This is a genomic window from Nocardioides limicola, from assembly GCF_016827675.1.
Taxonomy (GTDB): domain Bacteria; phylum Actinomycetota; class Actinomycetes; order Propionibacteriales; family Nocardioidaceae; genus Nocardioides; species Nocardioides limicola.
Genome location: NZ_JAERJA010000006.1, coordinates 163,961 through 188,859, shown reverse-complemented (window position 1 = coordinate 188,859; position 24,899 = coordinate 163,961). Strand labels below are relative to the sequence as shown.

Here is a 24,899-nt window from a genome sequence, read left to right as displayed (position 1 = left end):
TCCCATGGCCCGCCTGCTCTACCGCCTCGGCCGCACCGCCTATCTGCGGTGGCCCCTGGTCCTCGTCGGCTGGCTGATCGTCGCGATCAGCGTGGGTGCGGTCGCCGCCACCTTCAGCAAGCCGATGTCGGACTCGTTCTCGATCCCGGGGATCCCCTCCGAGCGGGCCGGCGAGCTGCAGGAGGAGCTGTTCGGGCAGGTCCCGGACGCGTTCGATCATGCCGGCGTCACCGTCGTCGTCGCCGCCCCCGAAGGCGAGAAGCTCTCCGCCTACGAGGACGAGATCGCGCGGCTGATCGACGACCTCGGCCAGGTTCCGCAGATGCCTGCCGAGACGGGCCTCGTCGACCCGGTACTCGCCGCAGCCGGCCTCACCGCCCAACTGCTGGAGGCGGCCGAAGAGGCCGGCACCCCCACCGACGTGGCCGAGGCCAACGCCGCCGCCCTGTCGCCGTTGAGCGAGGACGGCCGGGTCGGCCTGCTCTCCTTCACCTTCGATGTGGCCAGCGTGATGGAGGTCGACTCCGAGACCCGCGCCGCGCTGATCGACGTACTCGACGAGACCGCGGACCGGACCGGACTCGCGGTGGCCGCCAACGGCAACGGGATGGCCTCGATGGAGGACATCGGCCTCACCGCCGAACTCATCGGCATCGCCGTCGCCCTGGGCGTGTTGGTGCTCACCTTCGGATCGCTGGTCGCGGCCGGGATGCCGATCCTGACCGCCGTCTTCGGCGTCGGCCTGGGACTGGCCGGAATCACCGCGATGACCGCACTGATGGACATCGGCTCCACCACGCCGATGCTGGCCACCATGCTCGGCCTCGCGGTCGGCATCGACTACGCGCTGTTCATCCTGGCCCGCTACCGCGCCGAACTGCCGCACCATGACGACCGTGCCGAGGCCGTCGGTGTCGCCGTCGGCACCGCCGGCTCCGCGGTGGTCTTCGCCGGTCTCACCGTGTTGATCGCGCTGGCCGCACTGTCGGTGGTCCGCATCCCGTTCCTGACCGCGATGGGTCTGGCTGCCGCGGCCACCGTGCTGGTCGCGGTGCTGGTGGCGCTGACGCTGATACCTGCCGTGCTGGGCATGACCAAGTCCAAGGCGTTCGGTGGCGTGGTCCGCCGGTATCGGCCGCGGATCGAGCACGGACGGGTGCTGAACAACGGGGTCCGCTGGGCCCGCTTCGTCGGCCGGGCGCCGGTGGCGGTGCTGCTGATCGCCACCTTCGCCCTGGTCGCCCTGGCGGTGCCACTGAAGGGCCTGCACCTGGCCTTCCCGACCGACGCCACCGCGCCGGTGGAGACCACCCAGCGGCAGGCCTCCGACCTGGTCGCCGACGCCTTCGGACCGGGGCGCGAGGCGCCGATGCTCCTGGTGGTCGATGCCGGCGATGTCGCCGACGAGTCGCGACCGGAGGCGTACGGCGAGGTGATCGCCTGGGCCGCGGACCGGGACAACGTCAGCAACGTCCAGATCGTGGCGATGAACGAGGACGGGAGCGGGGCCCAGATCCTGCTCACCCCGAGCACCGGCCCGGATCAGGTGGCCACCGAGGACCTGCTGGCGTCGCTGCGAGGTGGCCAGGCCGGGATCGAGACGGACACCGGCACCGAAGTGGGCGTCACCGGCCTCACCGCGATCACCGTGGACGTCTCCGAGCGTCTGGCGGATGCACTACCGGTCTATCTGGCGGTGGTGATCGGGTTGGCCTTCGTGCTGCTGATGATCGTCTTCCGCTCGATCCTGGTGCCGCTGACCGCGACCCTCGGCTTCCTGCTCTCGGTGCTGGCCACGCTCGGCGCCACGGTGGCGGTCTTCTCCAACGGCGCCTTCGGCCTGATGGAGGGGCAGCCGATCGTCAGCTTCATGCCGATCTTCCTGATCGGCGTGGTCTTCGGACTGGCGATGGACTACCAGGTCTTCCTGGTGTCCCGGATCCGCGAGGCGTACGTGCACGGGATGACCCCCCGCGAGGCGGTGGTGGACGGGTTCCGCAACAGTGCCCGGGTGGTGACCGCGGCCGCAGTGATCATGGCCTCGGTGTTCGCGGCGTTCATGCTGATCGACGAGCCGGTGGTGCGGTCGATGGGCTTCGCGCTGGCGGCGGCGATCATCTTCGACGCCTTCGTGGTCCGGATGGCCCTGATCCCGGCGGTGATGTACCTGCTCGGCGAGCGCGCCTGGTGGTTGCCCGCCTGGCTCGACCGGCTGCTCCCGAACGTCGACATCGAGGGCGCCAGCCTGGAGCGCCCGGCCCCGGTCGCCGCCGAGACCCGGGAGCCCGTGCTCGTCTGAGTTCTCACTCCAACCACGGCTGGCGGTGGCGTCGTACCTCCTCGGCGAGGTGCGTCGTAGCCGCCAGTTCGTGGCGGTGGGTCAGCTCGACGGCCGCGCGGTGGTGGTCCACCAGGAGTTGCCGGAACTCCGCGACGTCGGGGGCGACGGTCGGCGCAGGCTCATCCTCGTCGCCGTGACCGCCGTGGACGTGGTCGCGAGCAGTCGCCGGGATCGCCTCGCCCCAGGCCGACAACTGGTCCACAAGCATCTCCACCGAGCCGGCCAGCTCGGCCCTGGTCGCCTCGACGAGGTCGTGATCGCCGGCATCGAGTGGCTCCTCGGACCGTGCCGCGTCGAGCGCGTCGATCAGCACCAGACCCTCAGCGTCGTGCTGGAGCAGTTCGGTGACGAAGTCGACGTCACCCTGGGTGATCGCGGTGCCATCGTCGGCGACCCGGGTCGGTGCCGGCGCCTGGCCACAGCCGAGGAGCAGCGAGAACGCCAGCACGAGTACGACGATTCGGCCCCCGGGCCTGCTGATGATCGCATCCACTCGCCTATTCTGACCGGCGTGAGTGAAGTCCCCGACGAGTTGGCCCGGCTGCGCGGCAGCATCGACAACATCGACGCCGCGCTGGTGCACCTGCTCGCGGAGCGTTTCAAGTGCACCCAGCAGGTCGGCGCACTCAAGGCGGCCCAGAAGCTGCCGGCCGCCGACCCGGCCCGCGAAGAACGCCAGATCAAGCGGCTCCGGGCCCTGGCCGAGGACGCCGGTCTGGACCCGGTCTTCGCCGAGAAGTTCCTCAACTTCATCATCGCCGAGGTGATCCACCACCACGAACGGATCCTCGAAGAGCGCTGACCTGGCGACGCCACCAGAGGCTTTCTGCTCCAAATCTCAACTTTCTTGCCCGGGACGCGTCACACTTGGCATGCCCACACGTTGAGTGATCAAGGTCACAGCTCCTGGGAGGTGTCAGATGTCCGTCGTCAGACTCCGTTCGGTCCCCGATGTGTCGGTGGGACGCGCCATTCACCACCCGGGCGGCACCCTGCAGAGCAGAGCGGTGCAGTTGGGCCTGCGGGTCAGCGCCCGCCCGGTGATCCAGGCGTGGTCACACACCCCGTTCCTGCCGTGGCCCTATGAGCTCGCCGACCAGGTGGGTCGACTGCTGCCCCGGGTGCACGGCACCGAGATCACCGATATCGATCTTCCTGACTGCCCCGGTCACGTGGTCCGCAACAGCAGCCACGACCGGGGACGGGTGATCGTCTACTTCCAGGGCGGCGCCTTCCTGGTCGGAGGGCGACACATGCACCGGCACATGATCTCCAGGATCGCCCAGCAGTCCGGCGCGAGCGTGATCGTTCCCCGCTTCCGCAAACTGCCGAACCACCCGGTGACCTCCTCGATCGCCGACGGGTTGGCTGCCTACCGTCACGCTCTCGACGAGGGTCACGACCCGGCCGACATCGCATTGATGGGTGACTCGGCTGGCGGCTACCTCACCTTCATGGTCACCCTGGCTGCCCGCCGCGAAGGGCTTCCGGTGCCGGGGGCGATCACCGCGATGAGCCCACTCATCGAGCTCGACCCGCTGCGCCGGAACATGTCGCCCTCGGGCTGCACGCTGTTCAACCAGCGCGCCTTCCGCGCGTTCGCCACCCTGATCGCCACCGCCCACCGCCGTGACGGCGGACGCGGGCCCGGCATGCACTCACCGTCCGCGGGTGAACTGGCCGGTCTGCCGCCGACCCTCATCCAGTGCAGCGCCACCGAGTCGTTGTACGACGACGCCGCCCGGATGACGGCCGCCCTCGCTGCGGCCGGCGTGGACGTCGAGCTGCAGGTCTGGGACAAGCAGGTACACGTCTTCCAGGCCGCGGCCGGCCTGGTCCCCGAGGCGACGCACGCCGTCTCCGAGGTGATGTCCTTCCTGGACCGGCACGTGCCAGGCAGCGCCCGGATCGGCACCCGCAGCAGCTCCGTCGGCTAGCCACCCCCTCGACCAGCCCCCCGTTCGGTGGTCGAGTGCCGCCGAGGAACGAGGCGGTGTATCGAGGCCACCCCCTAGTCGTCCGGGGTCTCGATACGCTCGCTGGCGCTCACTACTCGACCGCCGAAAGGGAACGTGTCCGGCGCGTCCGGAAATGTCGGAGGCTGCTGGTTGGCTTGTTCTCATGAAGGCGGAGCAGCTCGAAGATCTCGACACCTCGGGTGAGGTGTTGGACTTCGTGCGCGCTCGCCGGGTGGTGGAGCAGCGGGCTGAGGTCGACCAGATGGTGGCGGCGGTGAAGTACTGCGGGATCAACACCCCGACCACTGACACCGACGCAGCCGGGTTCTGGTTCGGGGACCGGTCCTGCGCGTTGGCGGGTGAGGGTGCCCCTCAGGTGTCAGAATCCGCGGTCATCGAGTACGCCGCCGCCCTCGGCCGATCGACCGAGTCGGCGAAGCGGTATCTGGGTGAGTGTCTGGAACTGGCGCATCGGCTCCGGAAGACCTGGACCCGGGTCCGTGCTGGTGAGGTCCCCGGCTGGGCGGCACGTCGGATCGCGTCCCAGACGATGAAGCTCCCCCAGGCCGGGGCGGCGTGGGTCGACGGTCAGGTCGCCCCGGCCGCGGGCAGGATCGGGCCCACCGCGTTGGATCGGATCCTGAACGAGGCACTGACCCGGTTCGACCCCGAGGAGGCCGAACAACGCCGCCTCGACGGCCTCGAGGGTCGCCGGGTCGATATCGATCTTGATGATCTGATCGATGGGCAGGTCTGCCACGCCCGCGTAAATGGGGTCATCGACGCCGCTGATGCGATCGATCTCCAGGAAGCGTTGACGCTGTTGGCGGCGTCCTACAAGACCCTCGGGTCGACCGAGACGCTGAACGTACGCCGCGCCAAAGCCCTCGGCGAGCTGGCCCGCACCCAACTCACCCTCACCCTCGACAACCGCGGGGACAGTGACGGGGGTGGCCTCGATACACCGCCTCACACGTTCGGCGGCACTCGACCACCGGGCGACGGAGCGGAGGGTGGGGGTCTCGAGACACCGCCGGGTGATGGAGCGGAGGGTCGGTGGTCGAGTGTCGGCGAGGGACGAGCCGATGTATCGAGGCCACCCACCCGGCGGGTGGTGTTGCATGTGCATCTGTCCGCGGACGCGGTTCAGGGGTACGGGGACGGGATCGCCCGGGTCGAGACCCTGTTGGGGCAGCGGGACCGGTTGGTGACGTTCGAGCAGCTCACCGAATGGTGCGCCGGAGCCCAGGTCACCGTCCAACCCGTCCTGGATCTTCACGAGACGTTGATGTCGACGGGGTATCAGCCCTCGGGCAGGTTGCGGGAGCAGGTGGTCGGGAACAACCCGACGTGTGTGTTCCCGCACTGCCACCGGCCGGCCAGGACCAGCGATCTGGACCATGTCGAACCCTGGCGCGACGACGGTGGCGGTGGCCGGACCGACTCCACGAACCTGGCGCCGTTGTGTCGTACCCACCACCGAGCGAAGACCCATCTGGGGTGGACCTACACGATGCTGATCCCTGGTGAGTACCTGTGGACCAGCCCCCAAGGCCGGACCTATCACCGTGGACCCGACGGCACCAGTCCCGTCGGTGGGGGTGGTGGCCTCGATACATCGCCTCGTTCCTCGGCGGCACTCGACCACCGAAACGACGCGACGCCCGACCCACCACGAGATACACCCCGCCCCTGACCCCGCAACCCCACCGGTTGCGGGGCCACCGGCCTGTCCGGGGTGGCCGGGGGGTGGCCTCGATACACCGCCTCGTTCCTCGGCGGCACTCGACCACCGAACAGGCACGGCACTCGACCACCGAACAGGGTGGTGTGGTTCGGCGGTCGACCACCGAACAGGGCGGTGGTTCGGCGGTCGAGTAGCGAGCGCCAGCGAGCGTATCGAGACCCCGGACGACCTCGGGGGCGTGGCCTCGATACACCGCCTCGTACCTCGGCGGCACTCGACCACCGAAACGACGCGACGCCCGACCACCGAACAGGGACGACGCTCGACCACCGAACGCAGGCGGCACTCGACCACCGAACAAGGGCGGCGTGGGGGGCTCGGCCTGGGCCGGACCCGGGTTAGGTTGGCGGCGGCATCATCGAGAGAGGGGTCCGATGGAGATCATCCGCTTCCCGTCCGGCGAGACTGAGTGTGCCGGCTGGGTGTTCCGGCCGGACCAGGCGACCAGCCCCGCGCCGGCCATCGTGCTCGGTCATGGGCTGGGCGCAGTCAAGGAGATGGGGCTGGCCGCCTACGCCGAGCGGTTCGCCGCCGCCGGCTTCGTCTGTGTCGTCTTCGACTATCGCCACTTCGGGGAGAGCGGTGGGGAACCACGGCAACTGCTCGACATCGGCCGACAGCGCGAGGACTGGAAAGCCGCCCTCGAGTTCACCCGAAGCCTGCCGGGGGTCGACCCCGACCGGGTGTCGATCTTCGGCACCTCCTTCGGCGGCGGCCACGTGATCGCCACGGCAGCCGCAGACCCGCGAGTGAAGTCCGTGATCGCCCAATGCCCGTTCACCGACGGCATCGCTTCGGCCTTCACCGTGGCTCCCCGGACAGTGCCCCGGATGATGGGGCGGGTCCTGCACGACCAGCTCCGTCGACTGACCGGCAAGAGCCCGGTGATGCTGCCACTCGCCGGGAACCCGCGCACCGCCGCGCTGATGAACGCCCCCGACGTGATCCCGGGCTACCTCGGTCTGGTGCCCGACGGGCTCGACTTCCGCAACGAGGTGGCCGCGCGAGTGGGCCTGCAGATCATGACCAACCGCCCCGGGCGACTCGCCAAGAAGGTTCACTGCCCGATGCTGGTCGCACTCTGCGAGACCGACACCGTCGCACCGGCCCGAGCCACCGAAAGGCTGCTCACGAAGGCACCCAAGGTGCGGATCCAGCGCTACCCGATCGGCCACTTCGACATCTACACCGGCGAGTGGTTCGAGCGCGCCGTCGCCGACTACCTGAGGTTCCTGGACCGCTGGGCACGCTGACGCCGCCACCCCAACGCCACGCCCCCGACCGCGAGCACCAGCACGACCACCACGAAGCCACCCGCGCCGACCCCCGAGACCAGTCCGGCCAGCCAGTGCTGCACCTGCTCACCCGCAGCGATCACCGGGTCACGCCCGGCACCGGCGTACAGCACCCGCAGTTCCCACCCGCCGTACCACGCCACATACCCTCCGGCGACCAGCAGGACTGCTCCGCCCAGCCTGGGCAGCCAGGCTCCCGCGGCCCGGATCCTGGTGAGGGTCCCGGTACGGGCCAGCGCCACCGCAAGGCTCGCCGCGCCGACCACCACACCCATCCCGGCCGCGTACCCGAGGAACAGGGTGACCCCATCCACCGTCGAGCCTGCCCGGAAGGCGGTGACCACCACCGCCAGGAATGGCGCAATGGTGCAGCCCAGCGAGGCGATCGCGTACGACGCACCGAACCCGGCCATCGGCCAGAACCGCGTCGGGACACCGGAGCCACCACGCCCACCCAGAGTGAAGGCGGGCAGCCGTCGACCGGCCAGCACCCAGGCTCCCGCAGCCGCCACCACCAGCCCGAGCACCACCGTGAACGCAGGCAGATAGCCCTGCACCCACGACGCCACCGGAGCTATCGCCAGGCCGAACAGCAGGAACACGCCGCTGAAACCCACGGTCAACGCGGCGGTGGCCCGCATCGCCCGAGCAACCGCCACCAGGCGGCTTGGCTGGTCCCCGACCACGAAGAGCGACAGGTACGCCGGCAACAGGGCGAACCCGCACGGGTTCACCGCAGCCAGTAGGCCGGCGCCGACGGCCAGCGCCATCCCGTCCGGCATCACGGGGCCAGGTCGGCGACCAGTGTGTTCAGGTCTGCGTCGGTGAGGAAGCCCGAGGAGACGATCCGGCCGTCGGCGTCGATCACCTCATAGGTCGACTGGGCGGTCACGCCGAAGTGCCGCCACACGTCGCCGTCCAGGTCGATCAGGTGCACCAGGTGGTCGATGCTCCCGGCCAGCTGGGTGATGTCATCCTCCGAGGCCAGCCCGCCCACGCCCACGAAACTGACCCGGTCGCCGTACTCGGCTGCCAACGAGGTCAGATTGGGGATCTGTGCCCGACAGGTCGGACACCAGGGCGCCCAGAACCACAGCACCGCTGGACTGCCCGCCAGCGAAGCGCCCGAGAACTCCTCTCCGGCCAGCGTGGCGCCGGTGAAGTCGAGGACCGTCGCCGGCGCCTGCGCATCTCCGGACCCGGGGGCCTGCGCGTCTCCGTTGCTCTGGACGCTGCCGGTCCCGCACCCGATCAGAAGGGCGCCGACGAGAAGCAGGGCGAGGACTCTGGGCATGTACCCCATCCTGCCCGGCGTCCCGAAACGCCGCTTGGTCAACCTCGCAACGCCGAGGCGATGACCGCCGGCAACTTCCGCCAACGCGGAGCGATCGAGAAGCGCAGCAGTCGCTCCCCGGTGGTCGCGGCGGTCCTGTTGGTACGTGAACATCCGCAGCATCCACTCGCGCGCCTCCATCGCGGCGCCCGCAAGGCCTACCTACCCGGCCGCGCCAGCAACTGCCGGGCCAGGGTGTCGGTGAGCCAAGCCTCATAGCGCTCTCGACTCCAGCCGTATCGAGTCAGGGTCAGGTAGGTGGCACTGCCCGCGTACATGAGCAGTAGGTCGGTCGCCGTCTCCGCGTCCAGGCCCGACCTCAGGGAGAAGCGCTCCGCCAGCGTGGCGACGACCTGCCCGTAGCCCAGGCGACGAAGGTCCTCGCTGCGTTCGACGACGGACGCGACCTCAGGCTCATGCAGTGCTGCCTTGGCCACCTCGTCGGTGGTGGCCACCCGCGCCAGGATCTCGGCGTTCCCAGCCACGAATGCTCGGAGGGAGGAGCGACCCGACCGAGCGGTCAGGGTCGCAGCAAAGAACGGCTGCTCGGGCGGTGGCAGCCGGTCGGGGCCGAGCACGGCGTAGTCGTAGCACGCCTGCAGCAGCTCCGGCTTGGTGTGGAACGTGAAGTACAGCGTCTGGACAGCCACGCCGGCGCGGGTCGCGATGTCGGCCATCCGGGCACCGACGTACCCGCGCTCCGCGAACACCTCGATGGCCGCCTGCAGCATCCGCTCACGGGTCGCGGCCGCCTTCTGCCGACGCGTCAGCGGGGAACTCTTGACAGGGGTCATAACGAGGCCGAGACTACCAGTGACGGTTACTAGTGACTGTCACTAGTAACGGCGCAGGAGGAGTCATGCAGACCGGGGCCGGACAGGACGCCGAGACGTGAACAAGGTCGCGGGCGGGCTATCGCTCCTGCTCGGACTCGGCTTTGGCATCCCCGGTGTGATCGGCACCCTCCGGTTCGCGGAGTCCGGCTCGGTCTGGATGTTCTTGGGGTTCCCCACGTACGGCGATGGCCCATTCCTGGATGTCGGCGTCCCAACCACCGTCCCCCTCCTCGTGGGCTTCGTCGTCGTCTGCGCCGCCGAGGTCGTGCTCGGCATCGTGCTGTGGATCCGGCCGCGCGTGGGCTGGTGGCTCTCGTTCGCACTGCTGCCCTTCGAACTGGCGTACTGGATCGGGTTCGCGCTGCCCTTCGGCCCTGTACTCGGCGCCCTGCGGGCGTTGGCGGCGGGGTTGGCGCTACGAAATGAGACACAGGACAAGGAAGGAGTACGCGGATGACTGAGGACTGGCGGAGGGTCGAGAACCCGGCACAGGGCGAGGCGCTCATGTTCGTGGAAACATCAGCAGAGTCCGGCGGCTCCAGGGTTGTGGTCGAGGTCGAGGTGCAGCCGGGCGGCGGGCCCGCCCCGCACGCCCACAGGCCGGAGGAGACATTCGAACTCGTCAGCGGCGCGGTTGAGTTGTTGCTGGACGGAAGCCGACGGCCACTGGAGCCCGGCGTGCCGGTGGTCGTCGCGCCCGGCCGACTGCATACCTTCACCAACCCCGGTGACGAACTGGCGAAGGTGAAAGTCACCGTGGTGCCACCAATGGACTTCGAGCGCATCATGCGCGCGCTGGCCGGACTGCAGCGGGACGGCCGACTGCCGCCCCCCGGCGGTCGGCCGTCCGAGCCCGCACTGATGGCCAGCCTGGCGGTGCGGAACGACTACTACCAGCCGCCCCTGCCGCGGCCGCTGTGGCGCCTCCTCATGGGCGCGATGGCCCCGTTCGGAAGACGAGCCTGCGAGGAGGCACTCAAGCACTACGACCGCGAGCACCCCGCTCCGGGAGAGCGATCTCCCTGACGGCCACGCGGCCGGTTCCGCCGAGTGGGTCTAGCCTGCCTGTATGGGCACGGAGACCCGGCCCCGCTTCGCACCGATCCTCGCCCTGGGCGTGCTGGTGGTGCTGATGGCTGCGCTCGCCTCCGGCGCCCACGACGGCCTGCGCTGGCAGGATCCCGCCCCGGCCAGCGACTCCCGCACCGACCCCGGCACCTCTGACGACCGGCCGCCCCCCGAAGAGACCGGCCAGCGGGCGCCACTGCCGTCGGGGCCCACGCTGCCCTCGAACGAGCCGTCCCCCTGGCTGGTCGGCCTGCTGCTCGTGGTCGCCCTCTCCACCGTCGGCATCGTCGTCCTGGCGATCCTGGCCGCCATCTTCTTGAGCGTGGTGCGCCGCCGCCGGCTCGCCGGGGACATCGGCGCCCGGGCCGGCGTCACCAGCACCCCGCGGGAGGAGGCCGACGACCTTCCCGACACCCTGCCCGCGCAACTGCGCCGAGGACTGGACGACATCGCCCAGGGGCCGCCACGCAACGCGATCGTGGCCGCCTGGCTGCGCCTCGAGGGCGCCACCCTCACCGAACAGTTGCCGAGACGCCTCGCCGACACCCCCACCGAGTTCGTGGAGCGAGCGCTCACGGCGTACGGCCTCGACGAGCAGCCGATCCGGCGCCTGGCCACCCTCTACGAAGAGGCCCGCTTCTCCCGGCATCCCGTCACCGAGGAGCACCGACTCGAGGCACGGGCCTGCCTGGAGCGACTCCTGGCCGGCCTGGGGGTGTCCCGATGACGCTGCTGTGGCTGGCCCTGACCGCCGCCCTGCTCGGCGTGCTGTGGAGCGCGGGGCGGCTGGCCGACACCGTGATCGGCGTGGAATGGCCCGGCGAGACGCCGCTGGCCACCCGCGAGGAACGCGCCCGCGACCAGCGGTTGACCCAACTGGTCCGACTGGTCGGCTCCCGGGACCAGCACGAGACCCACAAGGTGGTGACCATGCTGGCGGCCCGACTGCACCGGGACTCCGACTCGCGGGTACGCCGGTTCCTCACCGACCCGCCGCTGGCCGACCCGGATCGCTACCGCCAGGAGCTGACCGACCTGCTCGCCGTACTCGAGGAGGACGCATGAACCCCATCACCGACGCCGCGGAGCGGGCCACTGCCGTGCTGGACGCGGTGGAGACGGCCGTGGTCGGCAAACGGGAGCCGCTGACCCTGGTGCTCAGCGGCATCCTGGCCGGCGGTCACGTCCTGCTCGAGGACTTCCCCGGCCTCGGCAAGACGCTGGCCGCCCGGAGTTTCGCCCAGGCACTCGGCCTGCAGTTCACCCGCGTCCAGTTCACCCCCGACCTGCTGCCGGCCGACCTGACCGGGTCGTTCATCTACGACCAGCGCACCGCCGAGTTCACGTTCCGTGCGGGACCGCTGTTCACCGGACTGCTGCTCGCCGACGAGATCAACCGCACGCCCCCGAAGACCCAAGCGGCGCTGCTGGAGGCGATGCAGGAACGCCAGATCACCGTCGAGGGCGAGACCTTCGCCCTGGCACCCCCGTTCCATGTGCTGGCCACCGCCAACCCGATCGAGTACGAGGGCACCTACCCGCTACCCGAGGCCCAACTCGACCGGTTCCTGCTCCGGGTCGGCTTCGGGTACCCCACTGCGGACGAGGAGTGGGAGGTGCTGCGGCGTCGCCTGCACCGCCAACGCGAGGAGCAGCAGGTGCCGCAGGTGGTCGGCCCCGAGGAACTGCTGTCCATCCAGGCCGCGGTCGAGACGGTCACCGTCGACCCAGACATCGGCCGCTACTGCGTGGCGCTGGCCACCGCGACCCGCGAGCACCATCACACCCTGGTCGGCTCCTCCCCGCGCGGCGGACTCGCGCTGATGCTGGTCGCCAGGGGGTACGCCGTGATCGCCGGCCGCGACTACGTGGTCCCCGAGGACGTCAAGGCGGTCGCGGTGCCGGCACTGGCGCACCGGATCACCATCCGTCCCGAGCTGTGGATGAGCGATGTGTCCGGCGCCTCGGTGGTGACGTCCGTGCTGGGCACCGTGCCAGCACCGACCGCACGGGGAGTCGCGGCCCGGGCCACCGGGCGGGGCTCATGACCGGCTGGCGGCCCACCCACGCGCATCTACGGGCCACCGTCGCCGGCTTCGGGATGCTGGCCTTCGGCGTGGCCCTGGGCCGTCCGGACCTGGCCACCCTGGCCACCGGGCTGGCACTGGTCGCGATCTGGGGATTCGCCACCCGGCCGGGATCCGACCCCGTTCCGCCGCCGGCACCGGGCCGGCTCACCGTCCACGAGGACGAAGAGCTGAGCTGGCAGGCGCGGGTGAGCGGGCTGCCACCGCGAGGCAGCCTGGTGGCGGTGCACCCGCCGCAGCGGTGGCTGGACGTCGACCCCGAGGACGGCTGCCTGGTCCCCACCGACGACGACGGTGTCGCCACCGCCGCGATCACCCTGCGCGCCACCCGCTGGGGCCGCCGTACCCTCGGCGAACCCGGAGTGGCGGCGTACGACCGATGGTGCGCCTGGCGGTGGGGACCGGTGTCGATCCCGCCGCTGGAACTGACCGTGCTGCCAGTGACCCCGCCCTTCGACTCTGCGGCACCGGCGCCGCATCCGCGAGGGCTGGTCGGCATGGAACGGGCGTCGCGCACCGGTGAGGGCACCGAGTTCGCCAAGGTCCGGCCGTTCCAGGTCGGGGACCGGATCCGGCGGGTGCACTGGCCGGTGTCGGCGCGCACCGGCCAACTGCACGTCACCGCCACCCATGCCGACGAGGACACCCAGGTGATGGTGCTGGTCGACGCCGTGAACGACGTCGGCGCCGGACACCCCGGCCGGCACAGCAGCATGGATCTGACGGTGCGGGCCGCCGCCGCGCTCGCCGAGCACTTCCTGCGCCGCGGCGACCGGGTCGGCCTGCGCGTCTTCGGGGCCTGGGGGGTGACCCGGGTGCCCGCGGCGTCGGGGCGCCTGCAACTGCGGCGGATCCTCGACACGCTCTGTCTGGTGGAGCCCGGCTCGGCCCGCGGTGAGGATGCATTGGCCGCCCGCCAGGGACTGACCGCGGGCACGCTGGCGCTGATGCTGACACCACTCATCGACCCGGCAGCCACCCACCAGGTGGCGATCCTGACCAGGGCCGGCATCGACGTCGTGGTGGTGGACACGATGCCCGACGAGGTGACCACCGACAGCGACGATCCGGCCCTGGTGCTGGCCTGGCGACTGCGGATGCTGGAGCGCCGGGTCGAGCTCGACCGGCTGGCCGCGCTGGGGGTCCCGGTGGTCGCCTGGACCGGCGCGCATGACCTCGACCATGTGCTGCGCGACCTGACCCGGCGTGCGGGAGCTCCCCGGGTGGTGGCCCGATGAGCAGCCTGGTGGTGCTCGGACCGGACCGACGACCCCTGTTCCGGCTCACCTGGGCGCGAGCGCTCACCGCGGCCGCGCTGCTGCTGCCGATGGCGGGGGCGGTACTGGCACTGGCCCGGGCGGCGCCGGGCACCCTGCTGTGGCCGGCGATCGTGCTGGCGGCAGCGGTGGCCTGGACCGCCACCTTCCCCGATGGCCTCGGTGGGCTGGTCACGCTGCTCGGCTTCGGTGGCTGGTGGGCCGTCGTCGTCGCCGACCCGCTGACCCCGTGGGTGCTGCCGGCGGCGCTGTGCTGCGTGGGGTTCCATGCGGTGGTGGCGCAGGCGGCGGTCGGTCCCTGGGGGATCCGGATCCCGGCGGCGGTGCTGCGCCGGGGGTTGCGCGACCTGCTGGGGGTCGCTGCCATCACCGTCGGGATCGGCTCGCTGGCGATCTCGGCAGCGGGCTCGTTCGAGGCGCCGATGCTGCTGATCGTCGGGACGCTGGGACTGATCGCAACGCTGGCGTGGCTCGGGCCGCGAGGTGACTCAGGGGATCGACCCGGCGATCGACCCGGCGAGGCAGCGTAGGTCGCCGAGGAGGGTTCTCAGTCCAACCGGACCAGGGCCAGCCCCAACCAGTCGGCGAGGGCCTCGATCTCGGCGGTCACCGCGGCCGCCACCTCCTCGGGCCACACCTCGTCGCGGTGCACCCGATCCACCCGGAGCTCCCCCTCGCGTCGGTCGGCGGTGGCGTCAAGCTTCCCGATCAGCCGGTCGCCGTACAGGATCGGCATCGCCCAGTAGCCCCAGCGCCGCTTCGCCTTCGGCTTGTACATCTCCAACTGGTAGTCGAAGTCGAAGAGCTCGGCCATCCGCTTCCGGTCGAAGACCAGCCGGTCCAGCGGAGAGAGCAGCGCCGCCCGCGGCTCCCACGGCGCTTCGAGGTACGCCGGGTGCACCCGCCATCGGCCCCGGAGCCCCTCGATCACCGCCGGCTCCCCGACGTCACCGACGTGATTGGGCTCCCCGGGGACCTTGGTGCTGGCCGGCCGGGCGACCCCGAGGGCGATCAGTCGCCGTTGGGCGCGCTCCCGAAGTGCCTCGTCGTAGCCGACCTCCAGGGTGGGTGGGTAGACCCGTTCGGCGACCTCCCAGAGGCGCTCCCGGCCGTCCCGCCCGGCCACCGCGACGTCTCCGCGACGCTCCATCAGGTCGAGCATCATCCGCACGTTGCGGTCGTTGTTCCAGCCCGACGACTGCCACGGCACCACCGTGGTGTCCGGGAGCGCGGTGGACGGCGACGGCCCCTCGGACTCCAGGTGCGCCAGGATGTCGCGGCGACAGTCCTCATTGGCCACCAGCCAGCCGCGCGAGGTGTCCCGCCAGTCGCCGAAGGGTTCCGAGCCACGCCATTGCGCCATCTCCGCCGTGAAGAGCGCGATGTCCCCGGCCGGCCGCAGCAGCCCCTGGAACTCCACCACGGTGCCGGCCGCGATGGCGGCGTCCAGGTCCCCGATCCGGTGCGCCGCACCGAGCCGGCTCCAGCAGACCAGGTCGGCGTTCTCCGCGACCACCGCGGTCGGGTCGGCCTGCACGACGGTGAGGTGACCCAGCATGGCCAGCAGGTCGACCGGCCGTGGCCGGGCGAGCAGTTGCGCGGTGACCGCGATCCGATGAGCGTCGGTCCGGCTCAGCTCAACGGTCATCGTCGTCGACGACGTCGCCCGGGACCACATCGCCCGGCACCACGTCGCCCGGCATCGTTCCCCCCGGCATCGATCCCCCGGGCATCGATCCCCCGGGCCGGGGATCGCCATAGCCACGGACCGGATCCGGGGGCACCATCGCCAGCACGATCCGCTGGCCCACCAACGCGGTGAGCATCCGACGGAACAGCGGCCGGGTCACCGGCAGGATCAGCAACGCTCCGAGGGCGTCGGTGACGAAGCCGGGCGTGAGCATCAGGGTGGCACCGATCAGGATCAATGCGCCGTCGGCGATCTCCCTGGCCGGCACCCGACCGGCAGCGAAGGCGTCGACGAGTTGCCGCCAGGCCCGGACCCCCTCGCGCTTCACCAGCCAGGCACCCACCACGCTGACCGCGATCAGGGCCAGCAACGTCCACCCGACACCGATCATCCGGCCGACCTGGATCAGCACGAACACCTCCACCAGAGGCATCACCACGAAGGCGACGGCCAGTGGCCAGAGCAGACTCCTGCGGCGGGTGGGCATGGCCTCCACTATGCCGGAGGCGCCCCAGCCTCGTCCTTGCCGAGCCGCAGCGCCACCGGGACCAGGTCGCCCAGCGTCAGCCCCTCGGCCCGGCGTACGTCGGCCTTGACCGGCAGCAGGTAGGCGCCTTCGCGTTCCCACATCGCGGTGCCGAACTCGGTCTCTCCGATCAGCACGGTGACCGGCAACTGGCCCCAGTAGAGCAGGTCGCGGCCGGCGTCCTTCATGTCCTCACTGTCAGCGACCGGGACCCGGACGAAGTGGAACGGCGCCGGCCCGCGCCACTCGACGAGCTCGCCGACGAACTCGAAGTCCATCAGACCCGCTCCGCGGCCAGGAACATGTCCACCGCCTCGTCGACCAGGCGCACCCACCGGTCGCCCCCCGGGTCATTGCTGACCTGCTGGGTGACCAGACCGGTGAGCAACGCCGTCCACAGGTCCAGGGCGCTCTGACCGGCGTGACCGGCGGCGGCGAGCACGTCGACCGCCTTCGTCAGCGCCTCCTCGGCCAGTCCGTACGACGTCGGTGAGGGGGTGAATCCTGGGATCACCCTCCAGAACAGCAACTGCATCCGGGCGGGGTCGGCCACCGCGAAGTCGACGAACACGCGGGCCATCTGTCGTACTGCCTCGTGCGGCTCGTCGCTGAGTTCGACCGCGCCGCTGACGGCCAGCAGGTCGGCGTACCCCTGCGCGAACATCGAGTCGTAGATCTGCTCCTTGCTGTCGAAGTACCCGTACAGCGACGGCGCCCGCATCCCCACCTCGGCAGCCAGGTCGCGCAGGGACCAGCCGGCCAGACCCTGGGCGCGGGCCAGCTTCCAGGCCGCGTCGAGGATCCGGGCGCGGGTCTGTGCGCGGTGCGGAGTGTCGATGGGAGCCTCCCGCTCGTTCGTGGGTGCGCTACGCGATGCCGATGCCCTCACCCCACCCAGCCTAACTTAGTACGGAAAGGTCTTGACGGATCGACTTCTCACCTGTCAGCCTAACATTGTTAGGTCGTCAGGTCGGGCGCCATCCTCGGCGTACCTCGTTCGACGGCCGCAGGCCAACACCGAAGGGAGAGGCTGATGCTCGCCACTGTGCACGCCGTGGACGCGAAGCCCTGGAGCAGCGTCGGCACCACCATGCGTCGGATAGGTCGCGCCCAGGTTCCCGGGATGCGCTGGGGTACGACGGCGCTGGCCGTGCCCCTGGCCGCAGGCCCGCTGATGCCGCTGCGACGCAACGTGTTGATCGCTTTCTGGGACACCGAGGAGGCCGTCGACTCCTTCCTCGCCGACCATCGGCTCGGGCAACGGTTCACCGGAGGCTTCGAGGCTCGGCTGCGCCCGCTACGCGCTTACGGGTCGTGGCCCGGCTTCCCCACCGACGTCTCCAAGAAGCGGCGGGTCGAGCACGACGGCCCGGTCGTCGTCGTCACCATGTCCGCGCTGCGCGTCTCCCAACTCGGGCGCTTCATGCGCACCAGCAAACCAGCCGAGCGGGTCGCCGTGGAGGACCCCGGGATGCTGTGGGGGACGGCCGCGGTCCGCCTCCCCTTCGCCGCCACCGTCTCGATCTGGCAAGACAGCGACGCCGTCCAGCGCTATGCCTACGGCAAGGCCCATCCCGAACACCCGCACGCCATCAAGGAACAGGGGCGACGCAGCTTCAACCACGGGTCACTCTTCGCCCGCTATGCCCCGACCCGCCTCAGCGGCTCCCTCTCCGGAGGCAATCCGCTCGAGGCGACCCGCCTGCCCGACATCGCGACCGCCAGTTGAGGAGCCCCCTGTGACCACCATCAGCGAAATCACCCGGATCGAACGCCACAGCGACGCAGGCGAGCTGGCCGAGCATGCCTACACGAGCATCCTCACCCTGCTCGACGACCTCGACGCCAGCGACTGGAACGCCCGCACCGAATGCCCCGCCTGGACGGTCGCCGACATGGTCGGGCACATGATCGGCGCCGCCAAGGGGCACGCTTCGGTGCCGCGGTCGATACGCGACCAGGCGTGGGCGGCCCGCCACAAGAAGGAGTACGGCGGCAGCTCCCTGGATGCGATGAACGCCCGACAGGTGGCCGAGCACGCCGACCTCACCCCGACCGAGCGGGTCGCGCAGTTGCGTGAGATCGCCCCGGCCGCGGTGCGGGGTCGGATGCGGACCCCGTCACTGATGCGCCGGATGAAGATCACGATGCCGACGGCCGGCTCCGTGGTCACCGGGATGCCGGACCACATCATGCTCGGCCACCTGATGGACGCGATCCTCACCCGCGACGTGTGGCTGCATCGCATCGACATCGCCCGGGCCACCGGCCGCGAGCTCGACTGGGATCCCGAGGCCGACGGCCGGATCGTGGCCGACGTGGTCGCCGAGTGGGGGACCCGCCACGGACAGCCGTTCAGCCTGGAGCTGACCGGCCCGGCCGGCGGCCACTTCCGGCAGGGCGAGGGCGGCGAACCGATCACCATGGACGCGATCGAGTTCTGCCGCGTGCTCTCGGGACGCGCCCACGGCGACGGCCTGTTGGCCACCAAGATCTTCTTCTGACGCGATTCCTCCGCAGGATGCGGAGGATTGTGTGAGACACCGTGTTCCGCTCGGCCCGCTCCATGGGGGAGACTGACCCCACCAGCCGGCCGACAAGGAGCACCCATGGCGAGATCCACGCTTGAGGGCAAGGTCGCCTTCATCACCGGCGCAGCCCGAGGCATCGGCGCCGAGACCGCCCGGGCACTGGCTGCCCGCAACGTCAAGCTGCTGCTCACCGACCTCGACGAGGCCCCGCTGCGCGAGCTGGCCGCCGAGCTCGGCGAGGAGAACGCGGTCGCCGTGGTCGCCGACGTCTGCGACCTGCCCGCGATGGAGGCTGCCGTCGCCCAAGCGGTGCAGCGGTTCGGCGGCATCGACCTGGTGCTCGCCAACGCCGGCATCGCCAGCTATGGCTCGGTCGCCCAGGTGGACCCGACGACCTTCAAGCGGGTCATCGACATCAACGTGCTCGGCGTCTTCCACACCGTCCGGGCCGCGCTGCCCAGCGTCACCGAACGCAAGGGCTACATCCTGGTGGTCTCCTCCCTCGCCGCATTCACCCCCGTGCCGGGCCTGGCGGCGTACAACGCCAGCAAGGCCGGGGTCGAGCACTTCGCCAACGCACTCCGGCTGGAGATGAGCTGGCAGGGCGTCGGGGTGGGCACCGCGCACATGTCCTGGATCGACACGCCGCTGGTGCAGGACGCGAAGAAGGACCTGTCCGCGTTCCGCAAGATGCTTGACGCCATGCCGCCGCCACTGGGCACCACCACCTCGGTCGATGCCTGCGTGAAGGCGTTCGTGAAGGGCCTGGAGAAGCGGAGCCGGCACGTCTTCGTGCCCGGGTGGGTCGCGGCGATCGCTCAGGGCCGCAACCTCGCCGCGGGCCGGGTGGTGCAGAAGGTGATGGACACCCAGTCCCCCGAACTGCTGCCACTGATGGACGAGGAGGTACGCCGGCTCGGCCGCTCCACCAGCGCCCGCAACACCGCCCTCGACGACGTCGCCGTCGACCCCGAGTGAAGGAGAACGCCATGACCCAACACTTCAACCACATCATCGTGGGCGCCGGCCTCTCCGGCATCGACGCGGCGTACCACCTGAACAAGGCGTTCCCAGACTCCAGCTATGCGGTGCTGGAGATGCGGCACGCCCTCGGCGGCACCTGGGACCTGTTCCGCTACCCCGGCGTCCGGTCGGACTCCGACATGTACACCCTGGGCTTCCGGTGGAAGGCCTGGACCGGCACGAAGGCGATCGCCGACGGGGCCGACATCCGTGCCTACCTGGAGGAGGCCGCCGCGGAGAACGGCATCGACGAGCACATCCTCTTCCACCACAAACTGCTGCGCGCCGACTTCGACTCGAACGCGGCTCGGTGGCGGCTCACCGTGCAGCGCACCGACACCGACGAGACCGTCGAGCTCACCTGCGACTTCCTGATGTCGACCTCGGGCTACTACCGCTACGACGAGGGCTTCACCCCCGAGTTCGAGGGGCGCGACGACTTCGCCGGCCAGATCGTGCACCCCCAGCACTGGCCCGAGGACCTCGACTACGCCGGCAAGCGGGTCGTGGTGATCGGCTCGGGGGCGACCGCGGTCACGCTGATCCCGGCGCTGGCCAACTCCGGGGCCGGCCACGTCACCATGCTGCAGCGCACCCCGACGTACATCATCAGCCAGCCGGAGACCGACCCGGTCGCGAAGAAGATGCTGACCACGTTGCCGCAACGGATGGCGTCGAAGATGGTGCGCGGCCGCTACCTGGCGATGCACATCGGGTTCTACGAGTTCTGCCGCAAGCGTCCCAAGGAGGCGCGGTTCCTGCTCCGCAAGCTACTGGAGCGGCAACTGCCCGACGACATCAAGTTCGACGACCACTTCCAGCCGCCGTACGACCCCTGGGACCAGCGTCTGTGCCTGGTGCCGCGCGGCGATCTGTTCAAGGCGTTGCGCAAGCACACCGTGGACGTGGTCACCGATCACATCGACCGGTTCACCGAGAAGGGGATCCTGCTCAAGTCCGGGCAGGAGCTGGAGGCCGACATCATCGTCACCGCCACCGGCCTGAACCTGATCGCCTTCGGCGGTGCGGAGCTGGCCGTCGACGGGGAGACGGTGAACCTGCCGGACACGATGGCGTTCAAGGGGATGATGCTCAGCGGCATCCCGAACTTCGCGTTCATCGTCGGCTACACCAATGCCTCCTGGACCCTGAAGGCCGACCTGGTGTGTCAGTACGTGGTGCGGATGCTGCAGCACATGCGCGACACCGGGCAGTCCGTGGTGGTGCCCCGGAAGGATCCCAGCGTCGGCGAAGAACCCTTCCTCGACTTCGCTGCGGGCTACGTGCTTCGAGCCGTGGAGCAGTTCCCGAAGCAGGGCTCCCAGGAGCCGTGGAAGCTGAAGATGAACTACTTCCGGGACCGCAAGGTGTTCGCCGAGTCGGTGCAGCACCCGGCGCTGGAGTACAGCAACCCACCCAAGCACCGGGCATCGGTCGCCGGCTGATCTCGGAGCGCGATTCCCGTACGTTCCGCACCATCTGAGTGCCTCTCAGCGAGCCGCACGTACGGGAAGGCAGTCAATCCGAGGAGACCAGTTCGTGTACGCCGTCGATGACCTCGTCGGGGCGGAACGGGAACTTCTCCATCTCGGCCCGGTCACTGATCCCGGTCAGCACCAGCACCGTGTGCAGGCCGGCCTCGATACCGGCCACGATGTCGGTGTCCATCCGGTCGCCGATCATCGCCGTGTTCTCCGAGTGGGCGCCGATCTTGTTCAACGCCGAGCGGAACATCATCGGGTTCGGCTTGCCCACGACGTACGGTTCCTTGCCGGTGGCCTTGGTGATCAGCGCCGCGATGGCACCGGTAGCCGGCAACGGCCCCTCGGCGCTGGGGCCGGTCGCGTCAGGGTTGGTGACGATGAACCGGGCCCCGTTGCCGATCAGCCGGATCGCCTTGGTGATCGCCTCGAACGAGTAGTTGCGGGTCTCCCCCACCACCACGAAGTCCGGGTCGGTCTCGGTCATCACGAAGCCGGCGTCGTGCAGGGCGGTGAGGATGCCCGCCTCGCCGATCACGAACGCGGTGCCGCCGGGCAGTTGCTGACGCAGGAAGTCGGCCGTGGCCAGCGCCGAGGTCCAGATCCGCTCCTCGGGCACGTGCAGGCCGGACGCCCGCAGCCGCGCGGAGAGGTCACGCGCGGTGAAGATCGAGTTGTTGGTGAGCACCAGGTACGGCGTCTGCTCGGCCTCCCACCGGCCCAGCAGCTCCGCCGCGCCGGGCAGCGGGTCGTGCTCGTGCACCAACACCCCGTCCATGTCGGTGAGCCAGCATTCCACGTCCACGCGTCGTCCCATGGCCTCAGCCTAGGTGTCGGCGCAGGCCGTCGCTGGCCATGGGACACCCCGCCTGGAAACAAGCCTCCGCGCTGGAGGTTTCAAACGGCACTAGACCGGGTAGACCACCATTGACCTACCGAGCGAGAACTGAGGGAAACATGACAGACGACGTCCAGGACTGGTCCGAGCGGTTGCGCCGCGAGGGAATCGCGAACCTGGAGGCACTCCAGGAGATGCAGGAGCAGGTCGCCCAGGTGTTCGGCGAAGCCACCGCACTGCACGGATCGATCAAAGTGCGGGTCACCGCGGCAGGGATGCCGCTGCATCTCGAGATCGCCGACGAGGCATTGGCACAGCGTGGCAGCGAGTTGGCTTCCATGATCATGACGACCATCGCGGAGGCAACGGTGCAGGCGGCAGAGCAACTTCGCCGGATTGTCGGCTCGGTGGTCCCGGCCGAGGAACTCGACGCCATGCTGCGGGGGACCGTGTCCGATTCCGACCGACGCGACGTTCGCGAGCAGTTGGCACAGCTCCGCGGGGAGTCCGGCTGATGTCCGGGATGTTGTACGCGGAGTATCGGACCCTCGACCGCGCCGCCGAGGACCAGCGCGACTGTGCTGACCGAGCGAAGAGGATCGAGCAACTCCGACGGCAAGCCACCATCGCGCCGGGCGCCTTGGGCAAGATCCTGCCCTCGTCCGAGATCGAGGCAGCGTTCGGCGAGGCCACCGCCGCCACCCAGGAGAACCTCGCTGACCTGGTCGAGTTGTGCGACGCGGTCTCCGACGCCGTCCGGGATGTGAAGGAGGACTTCGCACGGACCGACGAGCAGGTCGCGGATGTCTTCAACCGTCTCAGAGGAGAGTCGTCATGAGCACCGCTCAAGCCCAGACCGAAAGTTGGATGAGTGGGCTCCTGGGTGACATCTATGCCCTGATGAAGCCCCTGGTGAATCCGCTGGTGGAGAAGTGGGAGTCCGTCATCGGTGATGCCGACTCGGTGCACGCCACCGCAGACCAATGGCGAGAGATGGCTCGGCAGATGCGTCACGTAGGTGACCTGCAGCGGGACTGTTCTGCGCAGACCAGTACCGGATGGGAGGGCCACGCCCAGGACGCATTCTCCGTCGCGGTGAATGACCTCGCTGGTCAGATCGACGAGATCGCCGAGCAGATGACCAACGTCGGCGGATTCCTCGACGAAGCGTCCGGCGAGGTGCGTCAGGCCGAGCAGTTGATCAAGGACCTGATCTGGGAACTGATCCAGTGGGCGATCATCTCGCTCGCCGTCTCCGCTGCCCTGGCCATCGTCACGCTGGGAGCGTCAGCCGTGGCCGGGGCAGCAACTGCGGCCTCGAAGGCCGGGGTCACCGGCGTCAAGATCGCCAATTTGCTGACGAAGGTTGCAGCCGCGTTGAACCGCATCAAGGCGTCTCTGAAGGCGTACCAGGCATTCGTGAAGGGGTTGGGCTTCAAGAAGAAGTTCCTCTGGAAGGCACTCATCGAGAAGCCGATCGTCCGCCAGGTCACCGGACTGGAGGGCAACTTCAAACGGCCCGCCTGGGAGCTCACGAAGCTGCGGCTCGGATATGAGCCCCCAGGTGTCCCGGGACCTGCCGCTGACTGACCTACCGCCGACCGCGCCGTGCGCTCACGACCTCGCGAAGCCACGACACCGCGACGACGGCCACCCCGACGACCAACAGCCCCACGCCGACGAGGGCGCCGATGATGGCACCGTCGACGCTGCCCACCAGGTAGCCGACCACTCCGCAGGGCACGATGACCGCGAGGGCGATCAGCGCCACCTGGACCTCGAAGCCCAGATCATCGAGTGCGTTGCGCAGGAACGAGCGACCGACGTCGCGGACGCTCTCCTGGCCCGAGTCCCCTGAATTCGTCATGACGGACAGCCTAGATTGTTCAGCTGGCCCGATGCTGCTCGGCCCGATGCTCGTCGGCCCGAGGCTGCTCGGCCCGATGCTGGACCGGGCAGCCGGGCGCGAAGGTGCCGAGCTCGGTCACGTCGTACCCGTCGGGGTAGCTGCGCACCCAGGGCAGATCGATGACGTGCTTGGGGGTACGCCGGGCGGGCATCCGGGCCACCACCTTGGCTCGGGCCTTGAGGCTGGTCCTGGCCAGCAGCCGCACCAGCGGGCCGGGGTCGTCGTACCCGAAGGCAGCCAGCAGCGGTCGGTCCATCACGCCGCGGGCGAACAGGGCAGCGAACGGCCGCACCGGTCGCGGATAGAAGGTGGTCATCAGCCGCAGGGTCGAGTCGGCCACCGCCCGGGCGCCGGCATCGAAGGCGAAGTGTTCGCGCTCGTAGTCGTCCATCACCTGGGCGAACTCGTCATAGTCGCCCGGGATGCCCTGGATGCCCAGGTGACGCCCGAGGGCCTGGTAGTAGCGCACCGAGGCGAGCACCTCGTCGTCGGTGAGTCGCCGCCACCCGAAATCGTCGAGCCACCGCTTCGGCACCACCACGAAGGTGGTCAGCACGTAGCGCATGTCGTCGTTGGAGATGTCGTACATCCGATGCATCTGGTTGATCCGCCGGATCGCGGCCCGACCACGCTCGCTGTCGAAGCCGTCGGTGATCGGCGCCTCCAACAACAACCCGGTGTCGTCGTAGCGCTTCTGCGGCCGCTCGGTGAACTCGCCGGTGTCATGCAGGAGCCGGCCGACGCTGGGCACCGCGTAGGTCCGGAACAGCGCCAGCGAGAGCGCCTGGTTCATGTCCCACGGGAAGTCGTAGAGCGCCAGATTGCGCCCCATCTCCAGATAGTCGGTCTCCGGGTCGAGCCCAGCATTGCGGTGCGGCTTCGGCATCGTTGCCTCCGATCTCCTGGTCACGCTAGCGAAGGCGTGACCACCGCGCCAGACCCACGACCAGGTGCGTCCA

General features: G+C 69.8%; 30 protein-coding genes. 19 read left to right on the top strand and 11 right to left on the bottom strand.

Going from position 1 to position 24,899, the window contains the following annotated elements; all coding sequences use genetic code 11:
* Positions 1-4 precede the first annotated feature (4 nt).
* Positions 5-2,299 (top strand): MMPL family transporter, encoded by a 2,295-nt coding sequence (locus tag JKG67_RS13255; protein ID WP_203337792.1) that lies wholly within the window; start codon positions 5-7, stop codon positions 2,297-2,299.
* A 4-nt stretch (positions 2,300-2,303) separates the two neighbouring features.
* On the opposite strand, the gene JKG67_RS13250 is transcribed toward JKG67_RS13255, so the two are convergent.
* The gene (locus tag JKG67_RS13250; RefSeq protein ID WP_203337791.1) at positions 2,304-2,834 is read right to left on the bottom strand and encodes a hypothetical protein; all 531 of its coding nucleotides are present in this window, start codon (positions 2,832-2,834) and stop codon (positions 2,304-2,306) included.
* An 18-nt stretch (positions 2,835-2,852) separates the two neighbouring features.
* Between JKG67_RS13250 and JKG67_RS13245 the strand changes: the two genes are divergently transcribed.
* The 4 genes from JKG67_RS13245 to JKG67_RS13230 all read left to right on the top strand — a co-directional run bounded on the left by JKG67_RS13245 (position 2,853) and on the right by JKG67_RS13230 (position 7,299).
* Positions 2,853-3,143 carry a chorismate mutase gene (locus JKG67_RS13245; protein ID WP_203337790.1) on the top strand — a complete coding sequence of 97 codons (291 nt, stop codon included), beginning with the start codon at positions 2,853-2,855 and terminating at the stop codon, positions 3,141-3,143.
* A gap of 118 nt (positions 3,144-3,261) precedes the next feature.
* Complete coding sequence (locus JKG67_RS13240; RefSeq protein ID WP_203337789.1) at positions 3,262-4,278, top strand: alpha/beta hydrolase; 1,017 nt, start codon at positions 3,262-3,264, stop codon at positions 4,276-4,278.
* A 184-nt stretch (positions 4,279-4,462) separates the two neighbouring features.
* The gene (locus JKG67_RS18555; RefSeq protein WP_238998396.1) at positions 4,463-5,995 is read left to right on the top strand and encodes an HNH endonuclease signature motif containing protein; all 1,533 of its coding nucleotides are present in this window, start codon (positions 4,463-4,465) and stop codon (positions 5,993-5,995) included.
* 425 nt (positions 5,996-6,420) lie between these two features.
* Complete coding sequence (locus JKG67_RS13230) at positions 6,421-7,299, top strand: alpha/beta hydrolase (RefSeq protein ID WP_203337788.1); 879 nt, start codon at positions 6,421-6,423, stop codon at positions 7,297-7,299.
* On the opposite strand, the gene JKG67_RS13225 is transcribed toward JKG67_RS13230, so the two are convergent.
* From JKG67_RS13225 to JKG67_RS13215, 3 genes are all read right to left on the bottom strand, one after another.
* Positions 7,266-8,123: a cytochrome c biogenesis CcdA family protein gene (locus tag JKG67_RS13225; protein ID WP_238998438.1), complete on the bottom strand. Its 858-nt coding sequence runs from the start codon at positions 8,121-8,123 to the stop codon at positions 7,266-7,268. The genes JKG67_RS13230 and JKG67_RS13225 overlap by 34 nt on opposite strands.
* Positions 8,123-8,635 (bottom strand): TlpA family protein disulfide reductase, encoded by a 513-nt coding sequence (locus JKG67_RS13220; protein WP_203337787.1) that lies wholly within the window; start codon positions 8,633-8,635, stop codon positions 8,123-8,125. Before JKG67_RS13220 ends, JKG67_RS13225 begins: the two co-directional genes overlap by 1 nt.
* Before the next feature lie 197 nt (positions 8,636-8,832).
* Positions 8,833-9,468: a TetR/AcrR family transcriptional regulator gene (locus tag JKG67_RS13215; RefSeq protein WP_203337786.1), complete on the bottom strand. Its 636-nt coding sequence runs from the start codon at positions 9,466-9,468 to the stop codon at positions 8,833-8,835.
* A 97-nt stretch (positions 9,469-9,565) separates the two neighbouring features.
* On the opposite strand from JKG67_RS13215, the gene JKG67_RS13210 reads away from it, so the two are divergent.
* The 7 genes from JKG67_RS13210 to JKG67_RS13180 are packed head-to-tail and all read left to right on the top strand — an operon-like array spanning position 9,566 to position 14,472.
* Positions 9,566-9,967, top strand: coding sequence for a hypothetical protein (locus JKG67_RS13210; RefSeq protein ID WP_203337785.1), 402 nt, complete (start codon positions 9,566-9,568; stop codon positions 9,965-9,967).
* Complete coding sequence (locus JKG67_RS13205) at positions 9,964-10,536, top strand: cupin domain-containing protein (protein ID WP_203337784.1); 573 nt, start codon at positions 9,964-9,966, stop codon at positions 10,534-10,536. Before JKG67_RS13210 ends, JKG67_RS13205 begins: the two co-directional genes overlap by 4 nt.
* 43 nt (positions 10,537-10,579) lie before the next feature.
* Positions 10,580-11,305 carry a DUF4129 domain-containing protein gene (locus JKG67_RS13200; RefSeq protein WP_203337783.1) on the top strand — a complete coding sequence of 242 codons (726 nt, stop codon included), beginning with the start codon at positions 10,580-10,582 and terminating at the stop codon, positions 11,303-11,305.
* Positions 11,302-11,643, top strand: a complete 342-nt coding sequence (locus JKG67_RS13195; protein WP_203337782.1) for a hypothetical protein — start codon at positions 11,302-11,304, stop codon at positions 11,641-11,643. The genes JKG67_RS13200 and JKG67_RS13195 overlap by 4 nt, the downstream gene beginning before the upstream one ends.
* Entirely contained in the window at positions 11,640-12,626 is a 987-nt protein-coding gene (locus tag JKG67_RS13190) for an AAA family ATPase (protein ID WP_203337781.1), read from the top strand. Before JKG67_RS13195 ends, JKG67_RS13190 begins: the two co-directional genes overlap by 4 nt.
* The gene (locus tag JKG67_RS13185; RefSeq protein ID WP_203337780.1) at positions 12,623-13,903 is read left to right on the top strand and encodes a DUF58 domain-containing protein; all 1,281 of its coding nucleotides are present in this window, start codon (positions 12,623-12,625) and stop codon (positions 13,901-13,903) included. The genes JKG67_RS13190 and JKG67_RS13185 overlap by 4 nt, the downstream gene beginning before the upstream one ends.
* Complete coding sequence (locus JKG67_RS13180) at positions 13,900-14,472, top strand: hypothetical protein (RefSeq protein WP_203337779.1); 573 nt, start codon at positions 13,900-13,902, stop codon at positions 14,470-14,472. Before JKG67_RS13185 ends, JKG67_RS13180 begins: the two co-directional genes overlap by 4 nt.
* A gap of 17 nt (positions 14,473-14,489) precedes the next feature.
* Here JKG67_RS13180 and JKG67_RS13175 read toward each other — a convergent pair whose 3' ends face one another.
* From JKG67_RS13175 to JKG67_RS13160, 4 genes are read right to left on the bottom strand one after another with little or no spacing between them, the layout of a single operon-like run.
* Positions 14,490-15,590, bottom strand: coding sequence for a DNA glycosylase AlkZ-like family protein (locus JKG67_RS13175; RefSeq protein WP_203337778.1), 1,101 nt, complete (start codon positions 15,588-15,590; stop codon positions 14,490-14,492).
* The gene (locus JKG67_RS13170; RefSeq protein ID WP_203337777.1) at positions 15,580-16,119 is read right to left on the bottom strand and encodes an FxsA family protein; all 540 of its coding nucleotides are present in this window, start codon (positions 16,117-16,119) and stop codon (positions 15,580-15,582) included. Before JKG67_RS13170 ends, JKG67_RS13175 begins: the two co-directional genes overlap by 11 nt.
* Before the next feature lie 8 nt (positions 16,120-16,127).
* Positions 16,128-16,436 (bottom strand): DUF1905 domain-containing protein, encoded by a 309-nt coding sequence (locus tag JKG67_RS13165; protein ID WP_203337776.1) that lies wholly within the window; start codon positions 16,434-16,436, stop codon positions 16,128-16,130.
* The gene (locus tag JKG67_RS13160) at positions 16,436-17,047 is read right to left on the bottom strand and encodes a TetR/AcrR family transcriptional regulator (RefSeq protein WP_203337775.1); all 612 of its coding nucleotides are present in this window, start codon (positions 17,045-17,047) and stop codon (positions 16,436-16,438) included. Before JKG67_RS13160 ends, JKG67_RS13165 begins: the two co-directional genes overlap by 1 nt.
* A 144-nt stretch (positions 17,048-17,191) precedes the next feature.
* On the opposite strand from JKG67_RS13160, the gene JKG67_RS13155 reads away from it, so the two are divergent.
* The 4 genes from JKG67_RS13155 to JKG67_RS13140 all read left to right on the top strand — a co-directional run bounded on the left by JKG67_RS13155 (position 17,192) and on the right by JKG67_RS13140 (position 21,157).
* Positions 17,192-17,887 carry a hypothetical protein gene (locus JKG67_RS13155; protein ID WP_203337774.1) on the top strand — a complete coding sequence of 232 codons (696 nt, stop codon included), beginning with the start codon at positions 17,192-17,194 and terminating at the stop codon, positions 17,885-17,887.
* 10 nt (positions 17,888-17,897) lie between these two features.
* Positions 17,898-18,662: a maleylpyruvate isomerase family mycothiol-dependent enzyme gene (locus JKG67_RS13150; protein WP_203337773.1), complete on the top strand. Its 765-nt coding sequence runs from the start codon at positions 17,898-17,900 to the stop codon at positions 18,660-18,662.
* A gap of 105 nt (positions 18,663-18,767) precedes the next feature.
* Entirely contained in the window at positions 18,768-19,667 is a 900-nt protein-coding gene (locus JKG67_RS13145; protein WP_203337772.1) for an SDR family oxidoreductase, read from the top strand.
* 11 nt (positions 19,668-19,678) lie between these two features.
* A complete protein-coding gene (locus JKG67_RS13140; protein ID WP_203337771.1) occupies positions 19,679-21,157 on the top strand; it encodes a flavin-containing monooxygenase in 1,479 nt (492 codons plus the stop codon).
* 73 nt (positions 21,158-21,230) lie between these two features.
* Here the strand turns inward: JKG67_RS13140 and JKG67_RS13135 are convergent, their stop codons facing one another.
* Positions 21,231-22,010 (bottom strand): HAD-IIA family hydrolase, encoded by a 780-nt coding sequence (locus JKG67_RS13135; RefSeq protein ID WP_203337770.1) that lies wholly within the window; start codon positions 22,008-22,010, stop codon positions 21,231-21,233.
* Between the two features lie 140 nt (positions 22,011-22,150).
* On the opposite strand from JKG67_RS13135, the gene JKG67_RS13130 reads away from it, so the two are divergent.
* The 3 genes from JKG67_RS13130 to JKG67_RS13120 are packed head-to-tail and all read left to right on the top strand — an operon-like array spanning position 22,151 to position 23,621.
* Complete coding sequence (locus JKG67_RS13130; protein WP_203337769.1) at positions 22,151-22,546, top strand: YbaB/EbfC family nucleoid-associated protein; 396 nt, start codon at positions 22,151-22,153, stop codon at positions 22,544-22,546.
* Positions 22,546-22,869, top strand: coding sequence for a hypothetical protein (locus JKG67_RS13125; RefSeq protein WP_203337768.1), 324 nt, complete (start codon positions 22,546-22,548; stop codon positions 22,867-22,869). Before JKG67_RS13130 ends, JKG67_RS13125 begins: the two co-directional genes overlap by 1 nt.
* Positions 22,866-23,621: a WXG100 family type VII secretion target gene (locus JKG67_RS13120; RefSeq protein ID WP_203337767.1), complete on the top strand. Its 756-nt coding sequence runs from the start codon at positions 22,866-22,868 to the stop codon at positions 23,619-23,621. Before JKG67_RS13125 ends, JKG67_RS13120 begins: the two co-directional genes overlap by 4 nt.
* A 1-nt stretch (position 23,622) precedes the next feature.
* Here the strand turns inward: JKG67_RS13120 and JKG67_RS13115 are convergent, their stop codons facing one another.
* Both JKG67_RS13115 and JKG67_RS13110 read right to left on the bottom strand, forming a co-directional pair.
* On the bottom strand, positions 23,623-23,898 hold the full coding sequence (locus JKG67_RS13115; RefSeq protein WP_203337766.1) for a hypothetical protein: 276 nt from the start codon (positions 23,896-23,898) through the stop codon (positions 23,623-23,625).
* A gap of 19 nt (positions 23,899-23,917) precedes the next feature.
* Positions 23,918-24,826 carry an oxygenase MpaB family protein gene (locus tag JKG67_RS13110; protein ID WP_203337765.1) on the bottom strand — a complete coding sequence of 303 codons (909 nt, stop codon included), beginning with the start codon at positions 24,824-24,826 and terminating at the stop codon, positions 23,918-23,920.
* Between the last annotated feature and the right edge of the window lie 73 nt (positions 24,827-24,899).

Coding starts and splice junctions, on each gene's coding strand:
- JKG67_RS13190 (WP_203337781.1), top strand. CDS start 11,640: ATGAACCCCATCACCGACGCCGCGGAGCGGGCCACTGCCGTGCTGGAC.
- JKG67_RS13220 (WP_203337787.1), bottom strand. CDS start 8,635: ATGCCCAGAGTCCTCGCCCTGCTTCTCGTCGGCGCCCTTCTGATCGGG.
- JKG67_RS13130 (WP_203337769.1), top strand. CDS start 22,151: ATGACAGACGACGTCCAGGACTGGTCCGAGCGGTTGCGCCGCGAGGGA.
- JKG67_RS13255 (WP_203337792.1), top strand. CDS start 5: ATGGCCCGCCTGCTCTACCGCCTCGGCCGCACCGCCTATCTGCGGTGG.
- JKG67_RS13155 (WP_203337774.1), top strand. CDS start 17,192: ATGCTCGCCACTGTGCACGCCGTGGACGCGAAGCCCTGGAGCAGCGTC.
- JKG67_RS13165 (WP_203337776.1), bottom strand. CDS start 16,436: ATGGACTTCGAGTTCGTCGGCGAGCTCGTCGAGTGGCGCGGGCCGGCG.
- JKG67_RS13120 (WP_203337767.1), top strand. CDS start 22,866: ATGAGCACCGCTCAAGCCCAGACCGAAAGTTGGATGAGTGGGCTCCTG.
- JKG67_RS13205 (WP_203337784.1), top strand. CDS start 9,964: ATGACTGAGGACTGGCGGAGGGTCGAGAACCCGGCACAGGGCGAGGCG.
- JKG67_RS13240 (WP_203337789.1), top strand. CDS start 3,262: ATGTCCGTCGTCAGACTCCGTTCGGTCCCCGATGTGTCGGTGGGACGC.
- JKG67_RS13175 (WP_203337778.1), bottom strand. CDS start 15,590: ATGACCGTTGAGCTGAGCCGGACCGACGCTCATCGGATCGCGGTCACC.
- JKG67_RS13135 (WP_203337770.1), bottom strand. CDS start 22,010: ATGGGACGACGCGTGGACGTGGAATGCTGGCTCACCGACATGGACGGG.
- JKG67_RS13185 (WP_203337780.1), top strand. CDS start 12,623: ATGACCGGCTGGCGGCCCACCCACGCGCATCTACGGGCCACCGTCGCC.
- JKG67_RS13200 (WP_203337783.1), top strand. CDS start 10,580: ATGGGCACGGAGACCCGGCCCCGCTTCGCACCGATCCTCGCCCTGGGC.
- JKG67_RS18555 (WP_238998396.1), top strand. CDS start 4,463: ATGAAGGCGGAGCAGCTCGAAGATCTCGACACCTCGGGTGAGGTGTTG.
- JKG67_RS13110 (WP_203337765.1), bottom strand. CDS start 24,826: ATGCCGAAGCCGCACCGCAATGCTGGGCTCGACCCGGAGACCGACTAT.
- JKG67_RS13140 (WP_203337771.1), top strand. CDS start 19,679: ATGACCCAACACTTCAACCACATCATCGTGGGCGCCGGCCTCTCCGGC.
- JKG67_RS13145 (WP_203337772.1), top strand. CDS start 18,768: ATGGCGAGATCCACGCTTGAGGGCAAGGTCGCCTTCATCACCGGCGCA.
- JKG67_RS13125 (WP_203337768.1), top strand. CDS start 22,546: ATGTCCGGGATGTTGTACGCGGAGTATCGGACCCTCGACCGCGCCGCC.
- JKG67_RS13225 (WP_238998438.1), bottom strand. CDS start 8,123: ATGCCGGACGGGATGGCGCTGGCCGTCGGCGCCGGCCTACTGGCTGCG.
- JKG67_RS13180 (WP_203337779.1), top strand. CDS start 13,900: ATGAGCAGCCTGGTGGTGCTCGGACCGGACCGACGACCCCTGTTCCGG.
- JKG67_RS13195 (WP_203337782.1), top strand. CDS start 11,302: ATGACGCTGCTGTGGCTGGCCCTGACCGCCGCCCTGCTCGGCGTGCTG.
- JKG67_RS13115 (WP_203337766.1), bottom strand. CDS start 23,898: ATGACGAATTCAGGGGACTCGGGCCAGGAGAGCGTCCGCGACGTCGGT.
- JKG67_RS13230 (WP_203337788.1), top strand. CDS start 6,421: ATGGAGATCATCCGCTTCCCGTCCGGCGAGACTGAGTGTGCCGGCTGG.
- JKG67_RS13215 (WP_203337786.1), bottom strand. CDS start 9,468: ATGACCCCTGTCAAGAGTTCCCCGCTGACGCGTCGGCAGAAGGCGGCC.
- JKG67_RS13170 (WP_203337777.1), bottom strand. CDS start 16,119: ATGCCCACCCGCCGCAGGAGTCTGCTCTGGCCACTGGCCGTCGCCTTC.